Annotated in this window: 24 protein-coding genes and 1 tRNA gene; 17 read left to right on the top strand and 8 right to left on the bottom strand. The window is 66.4% G+C overall.

Annotation, left to right across the window (positions count from 1 at the left end; all coding sequences use genetic code 11):
• Positions 1-426: 426 nt before the first annotated feature.
• Complete coding sequence (gene ctrA / locus ACT53M_RS16515) at positions 427-1,134, bottom strand: response regulator transcription factor CtrA (protein ID WP_476234762.1); 708 nt, start codon at positions 1,132-1,134, stop codon at positions 427-429.
• Between the two features lie 161 nt (positions 1,135-1,295).
• A complete protein-coding gene (locus ACT53M_RS16510; RefSeq protein WP_476234759.1) occupies positions 1,296-2,219 on the bottom strand; it encodes a LysR family transcriptional regulator in 924 nt (307 codons plus the stop codon).
• A 112-nt stretch (positions 2,220-2,331) separates the two neighbouring features.
• Between ACT53M_RS16510 and ACT53M_RS16505 the strand changes: the two genes are divergently transcribed.
• The 6 genes from ACT53M_RS16505 (at position 2,332) to ACT53M_RS16480 (ending at position 6,496) form a co-directional block, all read left to right on the top strand.
• Positions 2,332-3,030: a pirin family protein gene (locus tag ACT53M_RS16505; RefSeq protein WP_476234757.1), complete on the top strand. Its 699-nt coding sequence runs from the start codon at positions 2,332-2,334 to the stop codon at positions 3,028-3,030.
• Positions 3,031-3,089: 59 nt separating this feature from the next.
• The gene (wrbA, locus tag ACT53M_RS16500) at positions 3,090-3,692 is read left to right on the top strand and encodes an NAD(P)H:quinone oxidoreductase (RefSeq protein WP_476234755.1); all 603 of its coding nucleotides are present in this window, start codon (positions 3,090-3,092) and stop codon (positions 3,690-3,692) included.
• A gap of 124 nt (positions 3,693-3,816) precedes the next feature.
• Positions 3,817-4,473, top strand: a complete 657-nt coding sequence (locus ACT53M_RS16495) for an RluA family pseudouridine synthase (protein ID WP_476234753.1) — start codon at positions 3,817-3,819, stop codon at positions 4,471-4,473.
• Positions 4,466-4,867, top strand: coding sequence for an alternative ribosome rescue aminoacyl-tRNA hydrolase ArfB (arfB, locus tag ACT53M_RS16490; protein WP_476234751.1), 402 nt, complete (start codon positions 4,466-4,468; stop codon positions 4,865-4,867). The genes ACT53M_RS16495 and arfB overlap by 8 nt, the downstream gene beginning before the upstream one ends.
• 69 nt (positions 4,868-4,936) lie before the next feature.
• Positions 4,937-5,422: a GAF domain-containing protein gene (locus ACT53M_RS16485; RefSeq protein WP_476234750.1), complete on the top strand. Its 486-nt coding sequence runs from the start codon at positions 4,937-4,939 to the stop codon at positions 5,420-5,422.
• Positions 5,423-5,614: 192 nt separating this feature from the next.
• Complete coding sequence (locus ACT53M_RS16480) at positions 5,615-6,496, top strand: RcnB family protein (protein ID WP_476234749.1); 882 nt, start codon at positions 5,615-5,617, stop codon at positions 6,494-6,496.
• Between the two features lie 12 nt (positions 6,497-6,508).
• Here the strand turns inward: ACT53M_RS16480 and ACT53M_RS16475 are convergent, their stop codons facing one another.
• Together ACT53M_RS16475 and ACT53M_RS16470 are read right to left on the bottom strand one after the other, a co-directional pair.
• Positions 6,509-7,801 carry a M28 family metallopeptidase gene (locus tag ACT53M_RS16475; protein ID WP_476234747.1) on the bottom strand — a complete coding sequence of 431 codons (1,293 nt, stop codon included), beginning with the start codon at positions 7,799-7,801 and terminating at the stop codon, positions 6,509-6,511.
• A gap of 35 nt (positions 7,802-7,836) precedes the next feature.
• A complete protein-coding gene (locus tag ACT53M_RS16470; RefSeq protein WP_476226855.1) occupies positions 7,837-8,292 on the bottom strand; it encodes a universal stress protein in 456 nt (151 codons plus the stop codon).
• Between the two features lie 134 nt (positions 8,293-8,426).
• Between ACT53M_RS16470 and ACT53M_RS16465 the strand changes: the two genes are divergently transcribed.
• The 6 genes from ACT53M_RS16465 to ACT53M_RS16440 all read left to right on the top strand — a co-directional run bounded on the left by ACT53M_RS16465 (position 8,427) and on the right by ACT53M_RS16440 (position 14,409).
• Positions 8,427-9,716 (top strand): pyruvate dehydrogenase complex dihydrolipoamide acetyltransferase, encoded by a 1,290-nt coding sequence (locus tag ACT53M_RS16465; protein ID WP_476234745.1) that lies wholly within the window; start codon positions 8,427-8,429, stop codon positions 9,714-9,716.
• A 13-nt stretch (positions 9,717-9,729) separates the two neighbouring features.
• Positions 9,730-9,957: a hypothetical protein gene (locus ACT53M_RS16460; protein WP_476234744.1), complete on the top strand. Its 228-nt coding sequence runs from the start codon at positions 9,730-9,732 to the stop codon at positions 9,955-9,957.
• Complete coding sequence (locus ACT53M_RS16455) at positions 9,950-10,345, top strand: acyl-CoA thioesterase (RefSeq protein WP_476234742.1); 396 nt, start codon at positions 9,950-9,952, stop codon at positions 10,343-10,345. The genes ACT53M_RS16460 and ACT53M_RS16455 overlap by 8 nt, the downstream gene beginning before the upstream one ends.
• Before the next feature lie 102 nt (positions 10,346-10,447).
• Positions 10,448-11,845 carry a dihydrolipoyl dehydrogenase gene (gene lpdA, locus ACT53M_RS16450; RefSeq protein ID WP_476234741.1) on the top strand — a complete coding sequence of 466 codons (1,398 nt, stop codon included), beginning with the start codon at positions 10,448-10,450 and terminating at the stop codon, positions 11,843-11,845.
• Between the two features lie 158 nt (positions 11,846-12,003).
• Positions 12,004-13,482 (top strand): hypothetical protein, encoded by a 1,479-nt coding sequence (locus ACT53M_RS16445; RefSeq protein WP_476234740.1) that lies wholly within the window; start codon positions 12,004-12,006, stop codon positions 13,480-13,482.
• Positions 13,483-13,545: 63 nt separating this feature from the next.
• Positions 13,546-14,409: a PhzF family phenazine biosynthesis protein gene (locus tag ACT53M_RS16440; RefSeq protein WP_476234738.1), complete on the top strand. Its 864-nt coding sequence runs from the start codon at positions 13,546-13,548 to the stop codon at positions 14,407-14,409.
• 62 nt (positions 14,410-14,471) lie between these two features.
• Here the strand turns inward: ACT53M_RS16440 and ACT53M_RS16435 are convergent.
• Both ACT53M_RS16435 and cpdR read right to left on the bottom strand, forming a co-directional pair.
• Positions 14,472-14,546 (bottom strand) — tRNA-Val (locus ACT53M_RS16435).
• Between the two features lie 55 nt (positions 14,547-14,601).
• A complete protein-coding gene (gene cpdR / locus ACT53M_RS16430) occupies positions 14,602-14,976 on the bottom strand; it encodes a cell cycle two-component system response regulator CpdR (protein ID WP_476226847.1) in 375 nt (124 codons plus the stop codon).
• Between the two features lie 113 nt (positions 14,977-15,089).
• Here cpdR and ACT53M_RS16425 point away from each other — a divergent pair, with 113 nt between their 5' ends.
• On the top strand, positions 15,090-15,935 hold the full coding sequence (locus ACT53M_RS16425; RefSeq protein ID WP_476234736.1) for an N-formylglutamate amidohydrolase: 846 nt from the start codon (positions 15,090-15,092) through the stop codon (positions 15,933-15,935).
• Between the two features lie 273 nt (positions 15,936-16,208).
• Here the strand turns inward: ACT53M_RS16425 and ACT53M_RS16420 are convergent, their stop codons facing one another.
• Entirely contained in the window at positions 16,209-16,979 is a 771-nt protein-coding gene (locus ACT53M_RS16420) for a SapC family protein (RefSeq protein WP_476234734.1), read from the bottom strand.
• Between the two features lie 58 nt (positions 16,980-17,037).
• On the bottom strand, positions 17,038-18,492 hold the full coding sequence (locus ACT53M_RS16415) for an FAD-binding oxidoreductase (protein WP_476234933.1): 1,455 nt from the start codon (positions 18,490-18,492) through the stop codon (positions 17,038-17,040).
• Between the two features lie 101 nt (positions 18,493-18,593).
• On the opposite strand from ACT53M_RS16415, the gene ACT53M_RS16410 reads away from it, so the two are divergent.
• The 4 genes from ACT53M_RS16410 (at position 18,594) to ACT53M_RS16395 (ending at position 21,469) form a co-directional block, all read left to right on the top strand.
• Positions 18,594-19,019, top strand: a complete 426-nt coding sequence (locus tag ACT53M_RS16410) for a hypothetical protein (protein WP_476234732.1) — start codon at positions 18,594-18,596, stop codon at positions 19,017-19,019.
• Between the two features lie 80 nt (positions 19,020-19,099).
• Entirely contained in the window at positions 19,100-20,497 is a 1,398-nt protein-coding gene (locus ACT53M_RS16405; RefSeq protein ID WP_476234730.1) for a DEAD/DEAH box helicase, read from the top strand.
• A complete protein-coding gene (locus ACT53M_RS16400; RefSeq protein WP_476234728.1) occupies positions 20,497-21,003 on the top strand; it encodes a thioredoxin family protein in 507 nt (168 codons plus the stop codon). Before ACT53M_RS16405 ends, ACT53M_RS16400 begins: the two co-directional genes overlap by 1 nt.
• A 4-nt stretch (positions 21,004-21,007) precedes the next feature.
• Positions 21,008-21,469 (top strand): GNAT family N-acetyltransferase, encoded by a 462-nt coding sequence (locus ACT53M_RS16395; RefSeq protein ID WP_476234726.1) that lies wholly within the window; start codon positions 21,008-21,010, stop codon positions 21,467-21,469.
• Positions 21,470-21,693 lie beyond the last annotated feature (224 nt).

Genomic DNA, 21,693 nt, shown 5'->3' with positions numbered 1-21,693 from the left:
TTGTTTCAAGCAGTAGCGAAGCCGTCGAGGCTTGGTTCGCTAGCGGGCAGACCGCTCCCTTCCCATGTTACTGTGGGTCACGTGGATCGGCCATGGCACCAGAGCAGGTCCGTTGCGTGGTCGGGGTTCTCGATCAATCCTACATCGAGAGTCGCTCGTCGGTAATCCACAGGTGCTTGGCCATGGGTGCGGATCTGCCACTGGACAGGTACACAAACGCCCCTCCACAAGGCTTGGGCGATCCCGCAAGAACCGCGGATTTTCGTGGGTTGGGCGGCAGCTGCTCTGGTCTAGAATCCTGTCTCCCCGACCATTTTCGACAATATGACGCGGAACGCGACCTTCCGGTTGCGGTGCCCATAAAAGCGAAGGGCCACGGTCCCCCACGAACCGCGGCCCTTGCCTGCCCCCGCTATCGTCGCCCTGTCAGGCGACCTGCGTATCTTCCTGTCCCGCCTCATCGGGCTCGCGCAGCACATAGCCGCGGCCCCAGACGGTCTCGATATAATTGTCGCCATCGCATGCCATGCTCAGCTTCTTGCGCAGCTTGCAGATGAACACGTCGATGATCTTGAGTTCCGGCTCGTCCATCCCGCCATAGAGATGGTTGAGGAACATTTCCTTGGTGAGCGTGGTGCCCTTGCGGAGCGACAACAGCTCCAGCATCGCATATTCCTTGCCGGTCAGGTGCACGCGGGCGCCATCGACCTCGACCGTCTTGGCGTCCAGGTTCACCGCCAGCTTGCCGGTACGGATCACCGACTGCGAATGGCCCTTCGAGCGACGCACCACGGCGTGGATACGCGCGATCAGCTCTTCGCGGTGGAACGGCTTGGTGACGTAATCGTCGGCGCCGAAGCCGAACGAACGCACCTTCGAATCCATTTCGTTGATGCCCGACAGGATCAGCACCGGGGTCTGCACCCGGGCGACGCGGACCTTTTTCAGCACGTCATAGCCGTGCATGTCCGGCAGGTTCAGATCGAGCAGGATGATATCGTAATCATAGAGCTTCGCGAGGTCCAAGCCCTCTTCGCCCAGATCGGTCGTGTAGACGTTGAACCCCTCTGTCGAGAGCATGAGTTCAATAGCCTTGGCAGTGCTAGGCTCGTCTTCAATCAGCAGCACGCGCATCGCCGGTCCCCTGTCCACACCACGCGAATAGGCCCCTTTGCCCGACGCGCTGGACGATTCATTAACCTAAGGCTGTCTGAAGGCAAAAGGTTAATTTCTCGCTAAGGCGCGGCAATCCACGAGTCGCGGAAAAATACGGAGGTCGCGAACGTCTCGGCGGGTTACAGCGCCACGCCCGCTTCGCGCTGGCAAAGCGTGCGCAGCCGGTCAGTCAGAAAGTCGATCAGCGCCTCCACCCGAACCGGCCGCAGCGTGCCCGGCGGCGTCAGCAGATGCAGTGCCGCTGCGCCCGCCTGCCAGTCCTCCAGCACGCGCTCTAGCCGACCAGCGGCGATTTCCTCGTCCACCAGAAAGCCCGGCAGACGGGCGACGCCCAACCCGGCGCACAACGCCGGCAACATCGTTTCACCATTGTCGGTGCGCAGCGGACCGTCGACCCGCACCGCCGCTTCCTCACCGCCCGCGCGGCGGAACCGCCACAGGCCGGGGCTGGCGGTGTTGGTGTAGACGAAGCAGGCGTGGCGGGCGAGATCGGCAGGATGGCCGGGCCTGCCCGCGCGATCGAAATAGGAGGGTGCGCCGACGACATGCACACCCACCGGCCCCAGCCGGCGCGCGCGCAACGAGCTGTCAGGCAGTTCCGCAATGCGCAGCGCGACGTCCACCCCTTCGCCGACAATGTCGATAAAGGCGTCGGAAAGCGTCAGCTCCACCCGGATCGCGGGATGGGCGGCCATGAAATCGGCCAGCACCGGCGCCAGATGCCGCACGCCGAAAGTGAGCGGCGCCGATACCCGCACCACACCCGAGGGCGACCGGGCGGATTCGAACGCCGCCTCTTCGGCCGCTTGCCCCTCGACCAGAATGCGCTGGGCATGATCGGCCAGGGTGCGGCCGCTGTCGGTGAGCGTCAGTCGGCGCGAAGTGCGGTGGAACAGCGTCGTGCCCAGCCGCTCCTCCAGCCGGGTGATCGCCTTGGATACCGTGGCCTTGGACAAGTTGAGTGCCACCGCCGCACCGCTGAAAGACCGGTTCTCGACCACGCTGGCGAACACGGCCCAGGCTTCGAAATCGGGTAGTTTCATGGCGATCGCTCCGATGATGGCCCGTCATAACACGAAACGATCAGTTTCCAAGGTTTCCGTTTACGCGCCGATCCACCTCCCTATCTTGGCGGCAACGGAAAGGAGATCAGCAATGATCGACAAACGCAGTTTCGAAAGTCTGGGCGGTGCGGACCATGGTTGGCTGAAGGCCAAGCACCATTTCAGCTTCGCCAACTATTATGACCCCGCCCGGATGGGCTGGGGCGCGCTGCGCGTCTGGAATGACGACGAGATCGCCTCCAACTCGGGCTTCCCGCCGCACCCGCACCAGGACATGGAAATCATCACCTATGTCCGCTCTGGCGCGATCACCCATCAGGATTCGATGGGCAACAAGGGCCGCACCGAAGCGGGTGACGTGCAGGTGATGAGTGCCGGCACCGGCGTGCGCCATGCCGAATATAATCTGGAGCCGGAGACGACCCGCATCTTCCAGATCTGGATCATGCCCCGCGAACGCGGCGGCCAGCCGAGCTGGGGCGCCAAGCCCTTCCCCAAGGCAGACCGGTCGGGCCGCTTCGTCACGCTCGCCTCGGGATTTGCCGAGGACAAGGACGCGCTGCCGATCCGCGCCGATGCCCGCGTGCTGGGCGCGACGTTGAAGGCGGGCGAGAGCGTAACCCATACGGTAGGTGAGGGTCGCCACGCCTATCTTGTACCAGCGGTTGGTGCAGTCACCCTCAATGGTGATCGCGTCGATGCCCGCGATGGTGCAGCCTTGTCCGGCGGCCAGACCGTTACGATCACCGCGATCGAAGACGCGGAAATCGTCGTCGTCGACTCCGAATAATTCCTCCCCCCGGGCGGACCGGCCGGTCCGCCCCTTCCTTTCAGCAAAGGACTGCGACCATGACCAAGATCCTCGTGCTTTATTATTCCTCCTATGGCCATCTGGCGAAAATGGCCGAAGCCGTCGCCGAAGGCGCGCGCAGCACCGGCGCTACCGTCGATGTCCGCCGTGTCGCCGAAACCGCGCCGTTCGAAGTGGCGCAGGCGGCCGGCTTCCGTGTCGACGAAAGCCATGCCGTGCTCGACGATGTGAACGAGCTGGCCAGCTATGACGGCATCATCGTCGGCTCTCCCACCCGCTTCGGCCGCATCGCCAGCCAGATGGCGGCATTCTGGGACAAGGCCGGCGGCGTGTGGTTCCAGGGCAAGCTGAACGGCAAGGTCGGCGCGGCCTTTACTTCGACTGCCTCGCAGCATGGCGGGCAGGAGACCACCTTGTTCTCGATCCTGACCAACCTGCTGCACTTCGGTATGACGATCGTCGGCCTGGACTATGGCTTCCAGGGCCAGGGCGGTGTCAATGAAGTGAAGGGCGGCGCGCCCTATGGCGCCACCACCATCGCCGATGGCGACGGCAGCCGCCAGCCGAGCGAAGTCGAGCTGGAAGGCGCCCGCTACCTCGGCCGCCGCGTTGCCGATACGGCCGCAAAGCTGAAGGGCTGAGATGGAAAGAGCTCCCCTCCTTGAAAAGGGAGGGGAGTGATAGTCCAAATGCGCCCCTCCCAGAGGAGGACTTCCCGACCTATCCGGGCTCGCGCATTTCGTGCGGCACGCTATATCCCCCGCCATGCTGCAGGATCGGGTACTTTTCATTGACGGCGAAGCGATCGTTCTGGACAAGCCTGCGGGTTTGCCGGTCGATCGCCCGCGCGACGGCTCCGAAAGCCTGGAGGGTCTGCTCGACCAGCTGACGTTCGGCTTCCAGCGCCTTCCCACGCCCGTCCACCGGCTCGATCGCGACACCAGCGGCTGCCTGTTGCTCGCCCGCAATCCCAAGGCGATGAAGCGCTTCGGCCAGGCGTTCGAGGCAGGCCAGGTGACCAAGCGCTATTTCGCGATTGTCGATGGGATACCGACGCAGGATTCCGGTGAGATCGACCTGCCGCTCGTCAAGATATCCTCGGCGGAAAAAGGCTGGCGGATGACCGGCGACCCGAAAGGCAAGGCCGCCCGCACCCGCTGGAAACGCATCGAAGTGCTGGGCGACCGGGCGATGCTGGCATTTTATCCGGAGACCGGGCGCACGCACCAGATCCGCGTGCATGCCGCCGAGGGTCTGGGTATCCCGATCGTCGGCGATCCGGTCTATGGCCAGGGCGGTCCCGCACTGATGCTCCACGCCCAGTCGCTAAACCTGCCGCGCGCCGGCAAGCCCGATGTCCGGGCTGAGGCGCCGTTGCCGCCCCGCTTCCACCATCTAGGCTTCGGCCAGCCCCGTGGCTGAGATTCCCGAGGCGGCGATCGTCGAGGAAAAATTCCTCGCCGCCACAGGTCCCGGCGGTCAGAATGTCAACAAGTTGGCGACCGCAGTGCAATTGCGCGTCGATGTGTTCAAGCTGGGGCTGACGCCCTATGCCTATGGCCGGCTGAAGGAATTGGCCGGGAGCCGGATGACCTCGGGCGGCGAGCTGGTCATCACCGCCCGCCAGTTCCGCACCCAGGAAGCCAACCGCGCGGACGCCCGCCAACGCCTTTCCGACCTGATCGACAAGGCGCATGAGCGGCAGGCGAAACGGATCAAGACCAAGCCGAGCAAGGCCGCGAAGGCGCGCCGCGTGGATGCCAAGAAAGGGCGTTCGGCGGTGAAGGCGGGGCGCGGCAAGGTGTCGGTGGATTAAGGAGGGAGAGAACAGGAGATCAGACCTGCCCCCTCGCCTAGCGGGCTACGATCCCCTACATCGCCCGCCATGTTCACTTTCGACATCACCACCGGCAGCAAGGCCGACCTGTATCGCGACCTTGCCGCCGCGCTAGATTCGCTGACCGCGGGCGAGCCCGATCCGATTGCCAACATGGCCAATGTCTCGGCACTGATCGGCCAGTATCTGCCCGACCTCAACTGGTCCGGCTTTTACCGCAATATCGGCGACGAACTGGTGCTGGGGCCGTTCCAGGGCAAGGCGGCGTGCATCCGCATTCCGTTCGGCAAGGGCGTGTGCGGTGCGGCCGCGATCACCCGCGAGACGCAGCTGGTCGAGGATGTCCACGCATTTCCGGGCCATATCGCCTGCGACGCGGCCAGCCGATCGGAACTGGTGGTGCCGATCATCCACCAAGGCGAGTTGCTGGGCGTCCTCGATCTCGACAGCCCGATGCCGGCGCGGTTCGATGCCGGAGACGCGGCGGGGTGCGAGGCATTGATGCGCATCCTGGCGCCGCGTATCGCCGGGTAACGTCCCATCACCCTCACCCTTCCCGCCTTCGGCGGCGGGAAGGGTGAGGGTGACAACAGCGCAAATACGAAACCCTGCCCCGAAACGGGATTCCATTAAGCATCCTCTCCCTTTTGCTTGCGCATCCCCGAAGGTTACTCTGGCGTTAAGCGACAGCGCGTCCGGAATTACAGGGAGTTGGCAATGCGGGGCATGATGTTGGTGGTAGCCGTGGCGGCCGGGGTCGGCCTGGCGAGCCCCGCAGCGGCACAGCAGATCTGGCAGAATGGCCGATGGGTGGTGCTCCCGCATCCCGCGCCGGCGGGCGCGGCGATGGATGCTGGTCGCTGGGGCCCCGTAGTCGACGGACGCTGGGAAGCCGCGACACGCGCACCGGGCGGCTGGGATGCCTATCGCCGGCCCGATCGGGGCATGAAGCTGCCGCGTTACTGGCGCGACCCGCGTTTCCGGATTCCAGACTATCTGAACTTCGGCCTGGCCGAACCGCCGCTCGGCTATCACTGGGTGCGCTATTATGACGATGCCGTGCTGATCGACGATGGTGGTCGCGTGTGGGATTCGCTGGGCGGCATCGCCTGGGGCGCCACTGCCTTCGCATCGTCCGACGGCGACGTGCGCTATGCCACTGCCCGGGCCGGCGCGCCCTATCCGCCCCCGCCGCCGCGGGGCGTCATCCAGCCGGTCGATCCCGATCTCTATTATGATCGCGGCGACTATCGCGCCGGCAGTGACGTGCGGATTGCGCCCGCCCCCGGCTATGACCGCGTACCGCCGGTGCAGGTCTATACGACGCCCGGCTGCGTGCAGGCCTGCGGCAACTATGGCTATTCGAGCTACGGCTATGATGGTCGCTATGGCGCGGGCTATTCCGGCGATGCGCGAACGACGACCTATTATGCCGGCGGCGGCACCACGACCACGGTGATCATGGGCCCGCCGATCGTCACGACCACGGTCGAGGAAACCGTCACGACGTCCTATGTTCGCAGCGCTGCCCGCGCCCGGCGCGTGGTCCGCCATGCGGCTCCGCGCCCGCGCGTTCGCGTACGGTGCTGCGCGTGCGGCTGCCGCTGAGCCGCAAGCGACTTAGCGTTCGCGCCCGCCAAAGGTGACAAGACTCTCGGCGCCGTCGGCCGACAGCGCCGCAACGCCCACAAATGTGTCGTCCACGATCACACCCTTGAGCACGGTGCGTGTTTCGCTGCCCGGCACGTCGACATGCGCGGTCCAGGTGCTAGCATCGGCCGCGCGCCAATAGACGCGATATTTCGCGGCACCCGGGACGGCACTCCATTGTACGGGCGTATCGGTGGCAAGCGCGCCGCCGATCGTCACCTTGGGCGGCGCAGCCGGTGCGCTCGCCAGCCGAAGCAACGTCGCAACGTTGAGCGCCGTGACCTTGGCGAGATAGGGGAAGTCCATCCGGTCGACCGTGTCGCCATAGGTCTTGCCGCCTTCGGTGCGCAGGTCCTGATGCTGGGCGTCATAATTCTCGACCCCGACCGAGAAGCGCACCGCCGGATAGCCCAGCGCCAGGAACGGGCTGTGATCGCCGCCACGCCCGAACCGGTCGGGGCGGCGCACCATCAGCACGTTCAGCCCGCCCGGCATGTTCGCCGCAACGCCCCGAATCGCCTTGGCGAGTGCGCGGCTGGGGCCATCGTCCTCGCCGCCATCGGCACGGCGCGCCTTCTGCTCGGGCAGCGTCTCCGAATCGCGAATGCCTTCGGAGAACACGCGCACCCGATCCGCCACGCGCCGCCCGTCCTGGCCGATCGTGTTTCCGACAATATCGTTATTGAGCACGGCGGACACGGTCCAGCCGCGTTCCTTTGCGGTTTCGGCGAGCAGTTGGCCACCATACAGCCCCTGCTCCTCGCCCGACATCGCCGCATAGACGATGGTCGCGCGGAACTTGTGCTTCGACAGGATCCGTGCCGCTTCCAGCACCAGCGCCACGCCCGAAGCGTCGTCGTTTGCGCCGGGCGCGTCGGCGGTGGCATTCATCACGTCGGTGACGCGGCTGTCGACATGGCCCATGACGATGACGACGCGTTCCGGGTCACTGCCGCGCTGGATACCGAGCACATCGACAATACGGACGCCACCCGGCGCGCGCGGCCCCTGGAAATCGCGGGCTACCTCCGAAACGGCGATGCAGCCGCCGCAGTCCGCGCCAATTTTCGCCATCTCCGCTCGGAACCAGCGCCGCGCGGCGCCGATGCCGCGCACCGGATTGTCGGGATCGGACAGGGTATGACGGGTGCCGAAGCTGACCAGCTTCTCGACGCTGGCTTTCAGCCGGGCGGGGTCTGGTCGTTCCTGCGCGGCGGCGGGGGTGGCGAGCAGGAGGAGCGGGACAAGAGCAGGCATGCGCATGAACCCATGCTCGCGCGGCCGGCGGCGGCGGTCAATCAGCTAAGCCGGTCGATCGCGTCCATGTCGAGCGAGCCCGGGATGATCATCACCGGCACGCTCAGCTTGCCGGCATCGGCGCCGGTGAAATGCGACACCAGCTTGCCCGGCGCGCCGCTGGGTGCAGCGCCCAGCACCAGCGCGGCGATGTCATGATTGGCCGCCAGCATCTCACGCACCACCTTCGGCCCGTCGCCTTCGCGTACCGTGATCGAGGGGGTCAGCCCCGATTCGGTGAACAGCGTGCCGGCCGCGCGGGCGACCAGTGCCTCGGCTCGTTCGCGGGCTTCTTCCTCGATCGTCGCCATCACACCGCCCCACTGGACGAACTCCTGCGGTGGCAGCAGCGCGAGAATTTCAACATTGCCGCCGGTCTTTACCGCGCGCCGCGCGGCGAAGCGCAGCGCAATCTCGGCCTCGGGCGAATCATCGATCACCACCAGATAGGTGCGCATGGGCTGCTTTCCTGTCGCTCGCGCGTTGTTAGGTGGACCCCGATTGCACGAAGCGCAAGAGCGGGGCTTGACCCTAGGGAGCGCGGCGGCAAAGGAGAACGCCAAGCACCCCAGGACCAACGACGGGAACCTTCATGGGAATCGAAATCAAGATGCCGGCACTTTCTCCCACCATGGAGGAGGGCACGCTTGCCAAGTGGCTCGTCAAGGAAGGCGATACGGTGAAGTCCGGCGACCTCCTCGCCGAAATCGAGACCGACAAGGCGACGATGGAATTCGAAGCGGTCGACGAAGGCGTTATCGGCAAGATCCTGGTCGCCGAAGGCACCGACAATGTGAAGGTCGGTACCGTGATCGCGATCATCGCCGGTGAGGGCGAAGATGTCTCTACCGCCACGGCAGCACCTGCGCCTGCTGCTGCTCCGGCGCCTGCTGCTGCTCCGGCAGCGGCGCCTGCGCCGACCGTTGCGGCCGCTGCGCCTGCACCGGCCCCCGCCGCGTCCGGCGACCGCGTGAAGGCGAGCCCGCTCGCCCGCCGCATCGCCGCGACCAAGGGCATCGATCTGGTCGCAATTGCGGGCACCGGCCCCAACGGCCGCATCGTCAAGGCGGACGTCGAGGGCGCCAAGCCTGGCGCCGCTCCCGCCGCACAGCCCAGTGCGGCTGCCGCGCCGACGCCGGCCGCTGCACCGGCTGCCGCTGCCGAGACCAAGGCAGTCTGGTACGACGACTCGATCCCGCACGAGGAAGAGAAGCTCTCCAATATCCGCAAAACGATCGCGCGTCGCCTGACCGAGTCGAAGCAGACCATCCCGCACATCTACCTGACTGTAGACATCCGCCTCGACGCGCTGCTCAAGCTGCGGGGCGAGCTCAACAAGGCGCTCGAAGCGCGCGGCGTGAAGCTGTCGGTCAACGACCTGCTGATCAAGGCGCTGGGCGTTGCCTTGGCCCGCGCACCGAAGTGCAACGTGACCTACACCGGCGAAAAGCTGATCAAGTACAACCGCGCCGACGTGTCGGTGGCGGTGTCGACCCCGACCGGCCTGATCACCCCGATCATCAAGGATGCGGCGAACAAGAGCGTCTCCGCTATCTCGACCGAGATGAAGGACCTCGCCGCCCGCGCCCGCGACGGCAAGCTGCAGCCGCACGAATATCAGGGCGGCACCGCCAGCCTGTCCAACATGGGCATGTACGGTATCAAGCAGTTCGAAGCGGTGATCAACCCGCCCCAGGGCATGATCATGGCGATCGGCGCGGGCGAGAAGCGCCCCTACATCGTCGACGACGCGCTGGCAGTGGCGACGGTGATGAGCGCCACCGGCAGCTTCGACCACCGCGCCATCGATGGTGCGGACGGGGCCGAGATGATGAAGATCTTCAAGGAACTGGTCGAAGCCCCGATGGGCATGATCGCCTGAACGGAGACCGGCGGTGCGCGTCCTGATCGAAGTGCTGCACATCGTCGCGGGCCTGCTCGCGGCGGTGGTGATCGCCTCGCTCGCCGCTTGGTCCTATCGCCGCGCTACCGCCGATATTTGGCTGGTGGCCTATTGGGCGATGATTGCCGTGGTCGCGATGGGCATCGGCCCGTTGCGCCGCGCCTATGCCGCCGACCGCGCGGCGCTGCGTACGAATGACAGAGGACGGAACGATGGTTGACGAACAGGCCGGCCCGCCCGACCGCCAGCCGGCGATCCGCGTCACCACCATGCCGGCGGATACCAATCCTTATGGCGACATCTTCGGCGGCTGGCTGATGAGCCAGATGGACATGGCGGCGGGCCTGGTCGCCTCGCGCCATGCCCGGGGTCGCGCGGTGACGATCGCGGTGGAGGGGATGAAGTTCCACTCCCCTGTGTCGGTAGGCGACGAAGTCTCGGTATTCGCCGAGCTGATCAAGGTCGGCCGCACGTCGATGACCATCGAAGTCCAGGCCTGGCGGCGCGGCCGGCATGTCGAGGAAAGCTGCCTCGTCACCCAGGCGCAGTTCGTGTTCGTGGCTGTCGACGAACACAAGCGCCCGCGCCCAGTGGAGGCGATTGCGTGATCCCCGCGCGGAGCAACGGCGTTCCATGCAATGCGCCGGCTCCGCACTATTTTCTCCCCAGCCCTCCCTTGCCAACGGGGAGGAAGCAGAAGGAAACACACCTTGGCTGAAACCTACGACGTTATCGTGCTCGGCTCGGGCCCCGGCGGCTATGTCGCGGCGATCCGGGCGGCCCAGTTGGGCCTGAAGACCGCTATTGTCGAGCGCGAGCTGCTCGGCGGCATCTGTCTCAACTGGGGCTGCATTCCCACCAAGGCGCTGCTGCGGTCGGCGGAAATCTATCACTACATGCAGCACGCCAAGGATTACGGCCTGATCGCCAATCAGATCAGCGCCGATCTGGAAACCGTGGTGAAGCGCTCGCGCGGCGTTGCCAAGCAGCTGAATCAGGGCGTCACGCATCTGATGAAGAAGAACAAGATCGCCGTCCACATGGGCACCGGCGTACTGACCGCGAAGGGCAAGCTGACCGTCACTGCCGCAGACGGCAAGAAGACCGATCTGGAAGCGAAAAACATCATCGTCGCGACCGGCGCCCGCGCCCGCGACCTGCCCTTCGCCAAGGCCGATGGCAAGCGCATCTGGACCTATCGCCACGCGATGACCCCGACCGAGATGCCGACCAGGCTGCTGGTCATCGGCTCGGGCGCGATCGGCGTGGAGTTCGCCAGCTTCTACAACGACATGGGTGCCAAGGTGACGATCGTCGAGATGCTCGACCGGATCGTGCCGGTGGAGGACAAGGACATCTCCGCGCATCTGGAAAAGGCGTTCAAGAAGCAGGGGATGAACATCCTCACCCAGACCGGCGTCGAGAAACTCGACGTGACGCCCACCGGCGTGAAGGCGTCGATCAAGGGCCAGGATGGCAAGGTCACCGTCGAGGAGTTCAGCCACGTCATCGTCGCGATCGGCATCGTGCCGAACACCGAGAATATCGGCCTCGAGACGCTGGGCGTGAAGACCGAGCGCGGCCATATCGTGACGGACGGCGCCTGCCGCACCAATGTCGAGGGGCTGTGGGCGATCGGCGACGTCACCGCGCCGCCGTGGCTCGCGCACAAGGCCAGCCATGAGGGCGTGATCGCTGCCGAAGCCATCAACGGCGGCCACCCGCACGCGATGGACCCGCGCAACATCCCGGGCTGCACCTATTGCCACCCGCAGATCGCCAGCATCGGCCTGACCGAAGCCAAGGCGAAGGAAGCGGGTTACGAGGTCAAGGTCGGCAACTTCCCGTTCATCGGCAACGGCAAGGCGATCGCGCTCGGCGAGCCGGAAGGTTTCGTGAAGACGGTGTTCGACGCCAAGACCGGCGAGCTGCTCGGCGCCCACATGATCGGCGCGGAAGTGACCGAGATGATCCAGGGCTATACGATCGGCAAGACCGGCGAGCTGACCGAGGCCGAACTGATGGAAACTGTGTTCCCGCACCCGACGATCAGCGAGACGATGCACGAGGCCGTGCTCGGCGCCTACGGCCGCGCGCTGCACATCTGATCCGGCGGCGCAGGGGATTTTCCCTCTCCCCTGCGCCCATTGCCGCCGGGCGCCCGGTAGAATGTTGCGGCGACGCTTCCGCACCGCGACAGGCTTGCTAGAGTAGCCATGATGCGGCGCACCATCGAGGCAGCGACCGCCGCGATGGACGCAATGCGATGACGATCACTTTTTTGCGCACTGCCGACGAGCCGGGCGCGGGCGCCGTCCGTCCGCTGCGTCGCGTGCCGGTATCGCCGGAGCGCAAGGCATGGTCGCTGCTGGCGCTTGCGGCGCTGCTCTGCACCGGGAGCATCCTGTTCTTCTGGCCCGGCGTGGCCACCTATGACAGCGTGGTCCAGTATCGGCAGGTCGTGAGCGGCCGCTACGACGACTGGCACCCGCCGGTAATGGCGCGGCTATGGTCGTTGTTCCACGCCGCCGGGTGGCACGGTCAGGCACCGCTGTTTCTGCTCCAGATGCTGCTTTACTGGACCGGGCTGGGCCTGTTCGGCGCTGCACTGGCGCGGCGCGGGGCCGTGCTGGCCGGCGCGGCCGTGGTTGTGCTGGGGCTATGGCCGCCCTTTCTCGGCTGGCAGGTGCCGGTACTGAAGGACGGCCAGATGATCGCTGCGCTGGTTGCGGCCGCCGGGATCGCCGGCTTCTGGCGTCTGCAGGTCCGCCCCCTGCCCTGGCCCGCCGCCGCGCTTGTGCTGATCCTGCTAGGCTATGCGACGCTGGTGCGTTTCAATGCCGCTTTCGCAACAGTGCCGCTGGCCATCGGGCTGGTGGGGAGCGGCCGCTGGCATCGCCCGCCGCTACAAGGTGCGGCGATCCTCGCGGGTATCGCTTTGTGCCTGGCACTGCTGCCGACGATCAACCAGCGGCTTCTGGTCGCCAGCCCCAGCGGCGTCGAGCGCGCGCTGCCACTGTTCGATCTAGGCGGGATCGTCCATCGCGATGGGCCGGGCGCGGTGCCGATCGTGCCCGCCGCCGAGTGGCGACAGGCGGAAGCGGATGGCTGCCTGACCCCGATCCTGTGGGATTCGCTCGGCGACTCCGATGCATGCGGCTATATCATGGACGAGTTGCACGACCGCGCCCCCGGCAGCGCGCTGATGCGCGAATGGGTGGGGGCGATTGCACACCATCCGCTTGCTTATGCCGGACATCGCCTGGCGCATTGGAATGCCGAAATGCGCTGGTGGGTGCCGGCCGGCTTCCCGTCCGCCGCGCCGCCGGCAGGGTCAGAGCCGAACACGCTCGGCCTCCGCTCTCCGGCAACGCGCGTGGCGGGCTTCCTCGCACTTTGCACGACGCTGGCGCAAAGCGCGGTCGGCGCGCCGATGCTGTGGCTGGCGCTGGCGTTCACGGCGCTGGTCTGGGCCTGGCCGGTAAGCGACGGCCGCACCAGCCTTGCCGTCACGCTGGCGCTGTCGGCGATTCTCGGCGAAGGCACGTTCCTGCTGATCGGCATCGCTCCCGATTATCGCTACCATGGCTGGGCGATGCTCGCCGCCGCCATGGCGATGGCGCTCGTGGCGGGAGAGCCAGTGCCGCGGCTGCGCCGCCGCCTCGGCGTCGCCCTGCTGCTGGTGGTGCTAGGCGTTGCCCTGGCAGCACGCATGACGCTGGCACCTGTCGCGCTGCGGCTCTGAGGGGTTGCCGGCCGGCGGCGGATCGGCGATTCCCGCACCGTGCCGGTTTGCGGCACGGGAGCAATGACAATGACGACGGGCTATTCGCTGGTCGATGTGTTCCATGACGGTCCGTTCACCGGCAACCCGCTGGCGGTGGTGCATGGCGGCGGCGATCTCGACACCGGGACGATGCAGGCCATCGCGCGCTGGTTCAACCTCAGCGAAACCGTGTTCATGCTGCCGCCAAGCGTGCCGGGGGCCGACTATCACGCCCGCATCTTTACGCTGGAGCGCGAATTGCCCTTCGCCGGCCATCCGACGCTTGGCACCTGCCATGCCTGGCTGGCGGCGGGGGGTGTTCCCACCACCGGCGACCGTATTGTTCAGCAATGCGGCGTCGGACTAGTGTCGATCCGCCGCGATGCCGACCGGCTTGCCTTTGCAGCCCCGCCCCGCATCCGCAGCGACGCAGTCGATGCCCATACACGGACCGAAATCGCGGCGGTGCTGCGCATCGACCCCGCCGCGATCGTCGATTGCCGCTGGGCGGACAACGGCCCCGGCTGGATCGCCATACTGCTCGAATCGGCCGAAGCGGTGCTGGCCGTCGATCCCATCCGCCACCATGTGGGTCGAATCGAGATCGGCCTGATAGGCCCCCACAAGGCCGGCAGCCCGGTTGCGTGGGAGATCCGCACGCTGTTCAGCGATGCTTTTGACGGGATCATCGAAGATCCGGTGACCGGCAGCTTCAACGCCTCCGCCGCACAATATCTCTATGAGACCGGCCGCGTGACCGGCCCTTATGTCGCCGCGCAAGGCACTGCACTCGGGCGGCGCGGGCGAATCTTCGTCGACTTCGCGGCAGACGGGCAGGCCTGGATCGGCGGTCGCACCCTCACCGTCGCCGAAGGGACGCTGCCGGGGCTCGATGCGCTCGGCTAAACCGGCCCGGCAACCAGCCATGAAAAAGCCCGCCGACGCAATGCGCTGGCGGGCTTTTTAAATGGTGGGCGCGGCAAGGATTGAACTTGCGACCCCTGCGATGTCAACACAGTGCTCTACCACTGAGCTACGCGCCCGAAACCGGGAAGCGGCGCTCTAGCGGGGCTTTGCCGCCTACGCAAGTGCCGAAACTCAATTTTGCCCGACATTCTCCGAAGCGAACATCCGATCGACCTCCAGCACCAGATCGCGCAGGTGGAACGGCTTGGACAGAACCCGCGCCTGCGGCACCTGCTTGCCGGCCCGCAGCGTGACGGCGGCGAAGCCGGTGATGAACATCACCCGCATCTCCGGCGCCATTTCGCTCGCTCGCTGGGCGAGTTCGATGCCGTCCATTTCCGGCATGACGATGTCGGTAAGCAGCAGGTCGAACCGCTCGCTTTCCAGCAAGGGCAGCGCGGCCGTCCCGCGATCGACGGCGCTGACCGAATAGCCGGAGCGTTCGAGCGCGCGGGTCAGATATTCCCGCATCGCGCGATCATCTTCGGCCAGCAAAATCCGGATCATTGAAACCCCATGCAACCTGTTGGGCGCATATTCTATGAGCCAAGCGATTAACATTTTCCAGCCGTATGCGCCCGGCCGTTGCCGGGGGGCGGGGTTGCGCCTAGGCTGTGCGGGTGAGCGCGTCCTCTCCGTTCGAGCGACATGGCCCGGAAACGCCGGTGAGCCCGGTGGTGCTGTCTGTGCCGCACGCCGGACGCGATTATCCGCCGGCGCTGTGGGAGGCGCTGCGGGTGCCGGTCGCAGCATTGCGGGCGCTGGAAGACCGGCATGTCGATTCGATCGCCCTGGCGGCACGACGCGACGAGACGCTGTTCGTTGCGACTCGGGCACGCGCCTGGATCGACCTCAATCGCGCCGAGCACGACCGTGACCCCCAGATCGACGAGGGCGCGCAGCAACTCGGCCGGCCGCTTTCGACAAAGGTGCGCAGCGGGCTCGGGCTGGTGCCGCGGCGGGTGGGCAGCGTCGGCCAGCTCTGGTCGCGCCGCTTCGCCGCCGATGAAGTCGCAGCCCGCATCTATGGCGACCACCGCCCCTATCATGCCGCGTTGGCAGCGGCGCTGGCGGCCGCACACGCACAGTTCGGCATCGCCCTGCTGCTCGACATCCACTCGATGCCAACGCTGGGCGCCACGCCGGGCACGCCGCGTCTGGTGATCGGCGACCGGTTCGGCCGTACGGCGAGCGCCCGCTTCAGCGCGCGGGTGGAAGCGGTGGCGCGCCATCACGGCATCACCATTGCTGCCAACGCACCCTATTCGGGCGGCCACATATTGGAGCGGCACGGCGATCCGCGGCGCGGCGTACATGCCATCCAGCTCGAATTCGACCGCACGCTCTATCTGGACCCCATGCTCGACGGGCTGGGCACCGGCGCGCCCGCGACGGGAAGATTACTGCGCGGGATCATCGACGCGCTGGCGGATGAAGCGCTGCCCGACGCCCTCGCCGCCGAATAACCTGCACCCCACATAAAAAACCACCTCGTGGAAGCTCCACGAGGTGGCCAAGGTTCAGGGAGGAGACACGCCCGGAGGCGTGCCGTACGACGTCGCGAAAGGGGGGACACGAGCCGTACAGGACGAATATAGGCAGCGGGAAAATGAGTTCAAGACGCCCCGTCGCAAACCATTCCCGATGCGGATATTTTTTGTCGCGGCCGGCCGTCGCGACAAAAAAGGGCGGCGAGCCCCCTGGAAACCGCCGCCCCTTCCTTTGCCTGAACCGGCCGATCAGCCGACCAGCTGCACTTCCGGCTGCCAGCCCGCACGCACCTGACGCGCAAACAGTTCGCGCATCTGGGCCAGCGAGAAGAGATGGGCATAGATCAGCGGCAGCATGCCGTTCTGGACGATCTTGCGCAGCTGATCGCCGCGCAGCTCGTTCAGCTTGGCTTCGTCGACCATCATGAAGCCGCGATAGATGAAGGGCTGTGCCGCGCCTTCGGGCTGGATCGAGACTTCGCCGTCGATCAGCAGGCCCAGTTCCTTCAGGTCGTTCATGAAGGCGCTGGTACGCATGCCGGCCTGTTCGAACTGCTCGTTGAACTGCAGGATGCCCTTGGTGATTTCGGTCGGTTCGCCATTTTCGAACAGCGGCTGGCCGTCCTCGAACGCGCCGACCATCTCGGAGGTCGGGTCAAAGCACAGCGACAGCTCGTCGGTATCCGGGCGCAGCCGGGCGAGCAGATAGGGATAGCGGCGAATATAGGCCGGCACGTAGAAGTTCGGCTCGACCAGCTTGCCTTCGGCGTCGAAGAAGGTGTTCAGCCCTTCGTTGAGCGCCATCAGGCCCAGCGGCACGGGATCGTCACCAACCGAGAAGACGATCGGCATGAAACGCTGCACCAGCGGGAATTCCTCGACCGTGACCGGCACCGCATGCTGGGTAGCCAGGAACGCGGCATGGTCCACCGAGCGCGCCTTGAAATCGACATGGACCTGGCTCGAAAGCGGTTCGATCTGGTTGTAGAAAAGCGGAAGCGATTGCGGCGCGCTGGCCATGTTGGTCTCCTGAGGGCGTCTGACGCCTTGGTAAAGAATGTTTGTGGCGCGCGCGGGTCTATGGCGTCGCCGGTTCGGGCGCAAGCGCCACTAGCTTGCCGGGATTGAGAATGAGGTTCGGATCGAGCGCCGCCTTGATCGCTCGCAGGGCGGCAATGCGGGCGGGCGGGCTGAGCCGCGCCAGTTCGTCGCGCTTCATCTGGCCTATGCCATGTTCGGCGGAAATCGATCCGCCGGCTTCCACCACCATGTCATGCACCAGCCGGGTGATCTGCGGCCCGTCCTCAGCATACCAGCGGGCACGATCGGCCCCCTTGGGCGCACGGACGTGGAAATGGACATTGCCGTCACCCAGATGGCCATAGGCAATGGCGTGGGTGCCGGGGAAGCGGGCCTCTGCCTCCGCACCCCCCTCGACCATGAAGCGCGGCATGTCGTCGACCGGCACCGAAATGTCATGCTGCACCGCCGGCCCGGCGGCACGCTCCGCCTCCGAAATCGAATGCCGGATGCGCCAGAAGCTTTCCGCCTGCGCCTCGCTCGCGGCGATCACGGCGTCTTCGACAAGCCCCTGCTCGATGGCCGGGGCGAGCAGCCGCTCGAGCGTGAGCGCAGGCGACTCGGCGGCGGGGTCGCCGGTCACTGCCTCGATCAGCACATGCCAGCGATGCTGCCCGCCCAGCGGCGCACGCGTGCCGGGCACATGCTCCAGCACCAGCGCCACGGTGTCGTCGGGCATGATCTCGAAGCTTTCGATCATTTCCGTCGCCGCCTGCAAACGCCGCAGCAATTGCAGCGCCCGGTCCGGCCCGGGCACGCCGACCCAGGCGACCGCGCGGCCGGCGGCCGCCGGCACCAGCCGCAGCGTCGCGGCGGTGACGATGCCCAAAGTCCCTTCGGCGCCGATCAGCAGCTGGTTGAGGTCATAGCCGCGATTGTCCTTCTTGAGGGCTGCCAGCCCTTCATGCACCGATCCGTCGGGCAGCACCGCCTCGACGCCCGCCACCAGCGCGCGCATCGTGCCGAAGCGCAGCACCTGCACGCCGCCCGCATTGGTGGAAACCAGCCCGCCGATCGTCGCGCTGCCCCGCGCGCCCAGGTCCAGCGGGAAGCGGCGGCCCGCCGCCTCGGCGGCGTCGCGGAAGGTTGCCAGGATCACGCCAGCCTCGGCCACGGCCAGATTGGCCTCCGGCGTCATCGAGCGGATCCGGTTCATCCGCCGCGTCGACAGCAGCAGCGCCGATCCGTCGACCGGCGGCACCGCGCCGCCGACCATGCCGCTATTCCCCCCCTGCGGCACCAGCGGCACCCGCAGTTCGTTCGCCAGCCGCACCAGCGCACTCACCTCCGGGGTTTCGGCCGGCGCGAGGATCGCCGGGGCGGCGCCGGTGTAGCGGCCGCGCCAGTCGGTGAGCCAGGGTTCAATCGTCTGGGGATCGGTGATCGCGGCCTTCGGGCCGAAATGGTCGCGGGCAAAGGCGACGATCCGGGATTGTGCAGGTGTCATCACCATTGCGCGATAGCACGCACTGGGGCAGTTCATCCACTGTTCAAGCCGATGTGATATACTGCTACCCTGTCATGCCGCATCTTCTCCCCGCAGCTTCCGGACTCATGCTGTTGCTTGCCGCACCTGCGGCAACACCGGCGATGCTGGAACCGTTGCAGGGCCAGCCGCCGGCGGTGCAGCAGCATGTCGTCATTCACGTGCCGCGCATGACCGTGACCAGCACCACTTTCGTGCTTCGCAGCGCCCCGCCGCCTGCCATTGTAGAGCGCAAGGCCAAGAACTGCATTCCGGTCGATCGCCTGCAGGGCTTTACCGTCAATGCCGCCGACAGCGTCGATCTGGTGCTGGAAGACGGATCGCTGCTCCGCGCCAAGTTGGGCTCCGAATGTCCGGCGCTCGGCTTCTATAATGGCGCCTATGTCCGGCCGACCAAGGACCGCAAATTGTGCGCCGGCCGTGATTCGCTACGGTCTCGATCGGGCCGGTCCTGCGCTATTCAGCAGTTCAAGACACTGGAACGCGCCCGCTGACGCTTGACTTTTGGTGACGAATACGCAAGCGGAAGGGCCTCTTGAGGCGCGGCAAACGCGCCCATTTTCCGGAAAATTGCATGAGCTTTGCCGATCTCGGCCTTTCTGACGACCTTCTCCGCGCGGTAACCGACGCTGGCTATACCGAGCCGACGCCGATCCAGCGCCAGGCGATCCCGTCGGTACTGATGGGCAAAGATCTGATCGGCATCGCCCAGACGGGCACCGGCAAGACCGCCGCCTTCGTGCTGCCGATGATCGACATTCTGGGCGAGGGCCGCACCCGCGCCCTGATGCCCCGCTCGCTGATCCTGGAGCCGACCCGCGAGCTGGCCGCCCAGGTCGCCGAGAATTTCGAGAAATACGGCCTCAACCACAAGCTCTCGATGGCGCTGCTGATCGGCGGCGTACAGATGGGCGATCAGGTCAAGGCGCTGGAAAAGGGCGTGGACGTGCTGATCGCCACGCCGGGCCGGCTGATGGACCTGTTCGGCCGCGGCAAGATCCTGCTCACCGGCTGCGACCTGCTGGTGATCGACGAGGCGGACCGGATGCTCGACATGGGGTTCATCCCCGATATCGAGGAAATCTGCACCAAGCTGCCGAAGAGCCGTCAGACCCTGCTCTTCTCGGCCACCATGCCGCCCCCGATCAAGAAGCTGGCCGACCGGTTCCTGACCGATCCCCGCACCATCGAAGTCGCGCGGCCGGCCACCACCAACACCAATATCACCCAGCGCATCGTTGAAGTGCCCGCCGCCAGCTTTGCCAAGCGCGCCGTGCTGCGCGGGCTGTTGCGCCAGGAAGGCGTGACCACGGCCATCATCTTCTGCAACCGCAAGACGACCGTCCGCGACCTGAACAAGAGCCTGAAGAAGCACGGCTTCCGTTCGGCCGAAATCCATGGCGACATGGACCAGCCGGCGCGCATTGCCGAGCTGGACCGGTTCAAGACCGGCGATGTCGACATCCTTGTCGCCTCCGACGTCGCCGCGCGCGGGCTCGACGTGAAGGGCGTGAGCCACGTCTTCAACTTCGATGCGCCCTGGCACCCGGACGATTATGTCCACCGCATCGGCCGCACCGGCCGCGGCGGCGCCACCGGCACGGCCTATACGCTGGTCGCACCCGACGATGCGGAGAATATCCAGCAGATCGAAAAGCTGACCGGCCACAAGATCGAGCGGGTGCCGAGCCCGGTCGAGGCGGAGGCCGGCGAAGCCGCCCCGCCGAAGCGCGAGCGCAGCAGGAAGCGCAGCGCCGCGCCGGAGCCCGCCGCCGAGGCCCCCGCGCCACGCGCCAAGCGCGAGGCAGCGAAGCGTGAGACCCCGAAGCAGGAACGCAGCCGCCGCGACGAGCCGCGCGCCGCCGACCGCCCCCGCGACGACCGCCGCCGCAACCGCAACGAGGATGACGGCCCGGACGAAGGCTGGAACGGCCCGATCCCGGACTTCCTGAACTACGTCATCGGCGGCTGATGGGCGGACGAGCGCTGCTCGTCGGCCTGTTGGCCCCGCTGTTGCTGGCGGGCGGGATTGCGCCCGACCCGGCACCGAAAGTAGCAGCGCGCTCGCTGCTCGATCTGCCGCGCCCGCTGCCTGCCCCCTATCGCGACCCGGACGGCGCCGAGGCGGCCGTCACCGCAGCGCTGGCCCGCGCCAAGGCCGCCCATAAGCCGCTGCTGCTGGTGTTCGGCGCCAACTGGTGCGCCGATTGCCGCCTGCTGGCCGGGGTATTCGCCCTTCCCGAGATGCGCGCCTGGGTGCCGAAACATTTCGAGCTGGTCGACGTCGATGTGGGCGAGTTCGACCATAATATCACGCTCGGCAAACGCTTCGGCGCCCGCATCGTCCATGCGGTGCCGACGGTGATGGTGATCGATTCCGCCACGGGCCGCCTGCGCAATGTGGGCAAGGAAACCGAACTCGCCCAGCTTCCGACCCGGCCGCAGGCTGCCGCCGATTGGCTGGCACGCTGGCAGTAAAACCGTGACGGCGGCGCCCACGCCCGTTTTGTCGTTCGACCTGCGCCCCGCCGGGTACGCCGACACCCCCTATCTCCTCCGCCTCGAAGAGACGTGCATGCGCGCCTATGCCGAAGCGCTGTGGGGAAGTTGGCGACCCAGCGCACCGGCCGAGCGCTTCGACACCGCGGGCATTGAGGTGATCGAGCGGGACGGCGTGGCGCTGGGTTGCGTCGCCGAACGCTGGCAGGCGGACCATCTCTATATCGGCCGGCTCTATATCGATGCCCCGTTCCAGCGACAGGGGATCGGCGCGGCGGTGCTGGCGCGGAAAGTGGAGCAGGCCGCAAGCCACGGCCTGCCGGTCCGGCTGAGCGTGCTGGCCACCAACCCGGCCATCGCCTTTTATCGCCGCGAGGGCTTTGTCGTGGAAGCCGAAACGCCCGAGCGTCGTACGATGCTGAGGCCGGTGGAGCCATCCGAATAGCGTCGGATGCGGATGGCGAAGTTTAGGAAGTTTAGGCCCGGACGCAATTTTCGGGAGCCGTCGGGCGAAGGTGAAAAGCGGGCGAGCGCCGCACCATGCTGAGGCCGGTGGAACCATCCCAATAGCGTCGGATGCGGGTGGCGAAGTTTAGGTCGTGAACCCATAAATCGCATCGCTCGAACGTGGCGGATCGTTATTGATGATCGCGCAAGAGGGGTTATTCA

The sequence above is a fragment of the Sphingomonas sp. DMC6 genome, from assembly GCF_056314225.1.
This window is presented reverse-complemented; position numbering and strand designations above follow the sequence as displayed.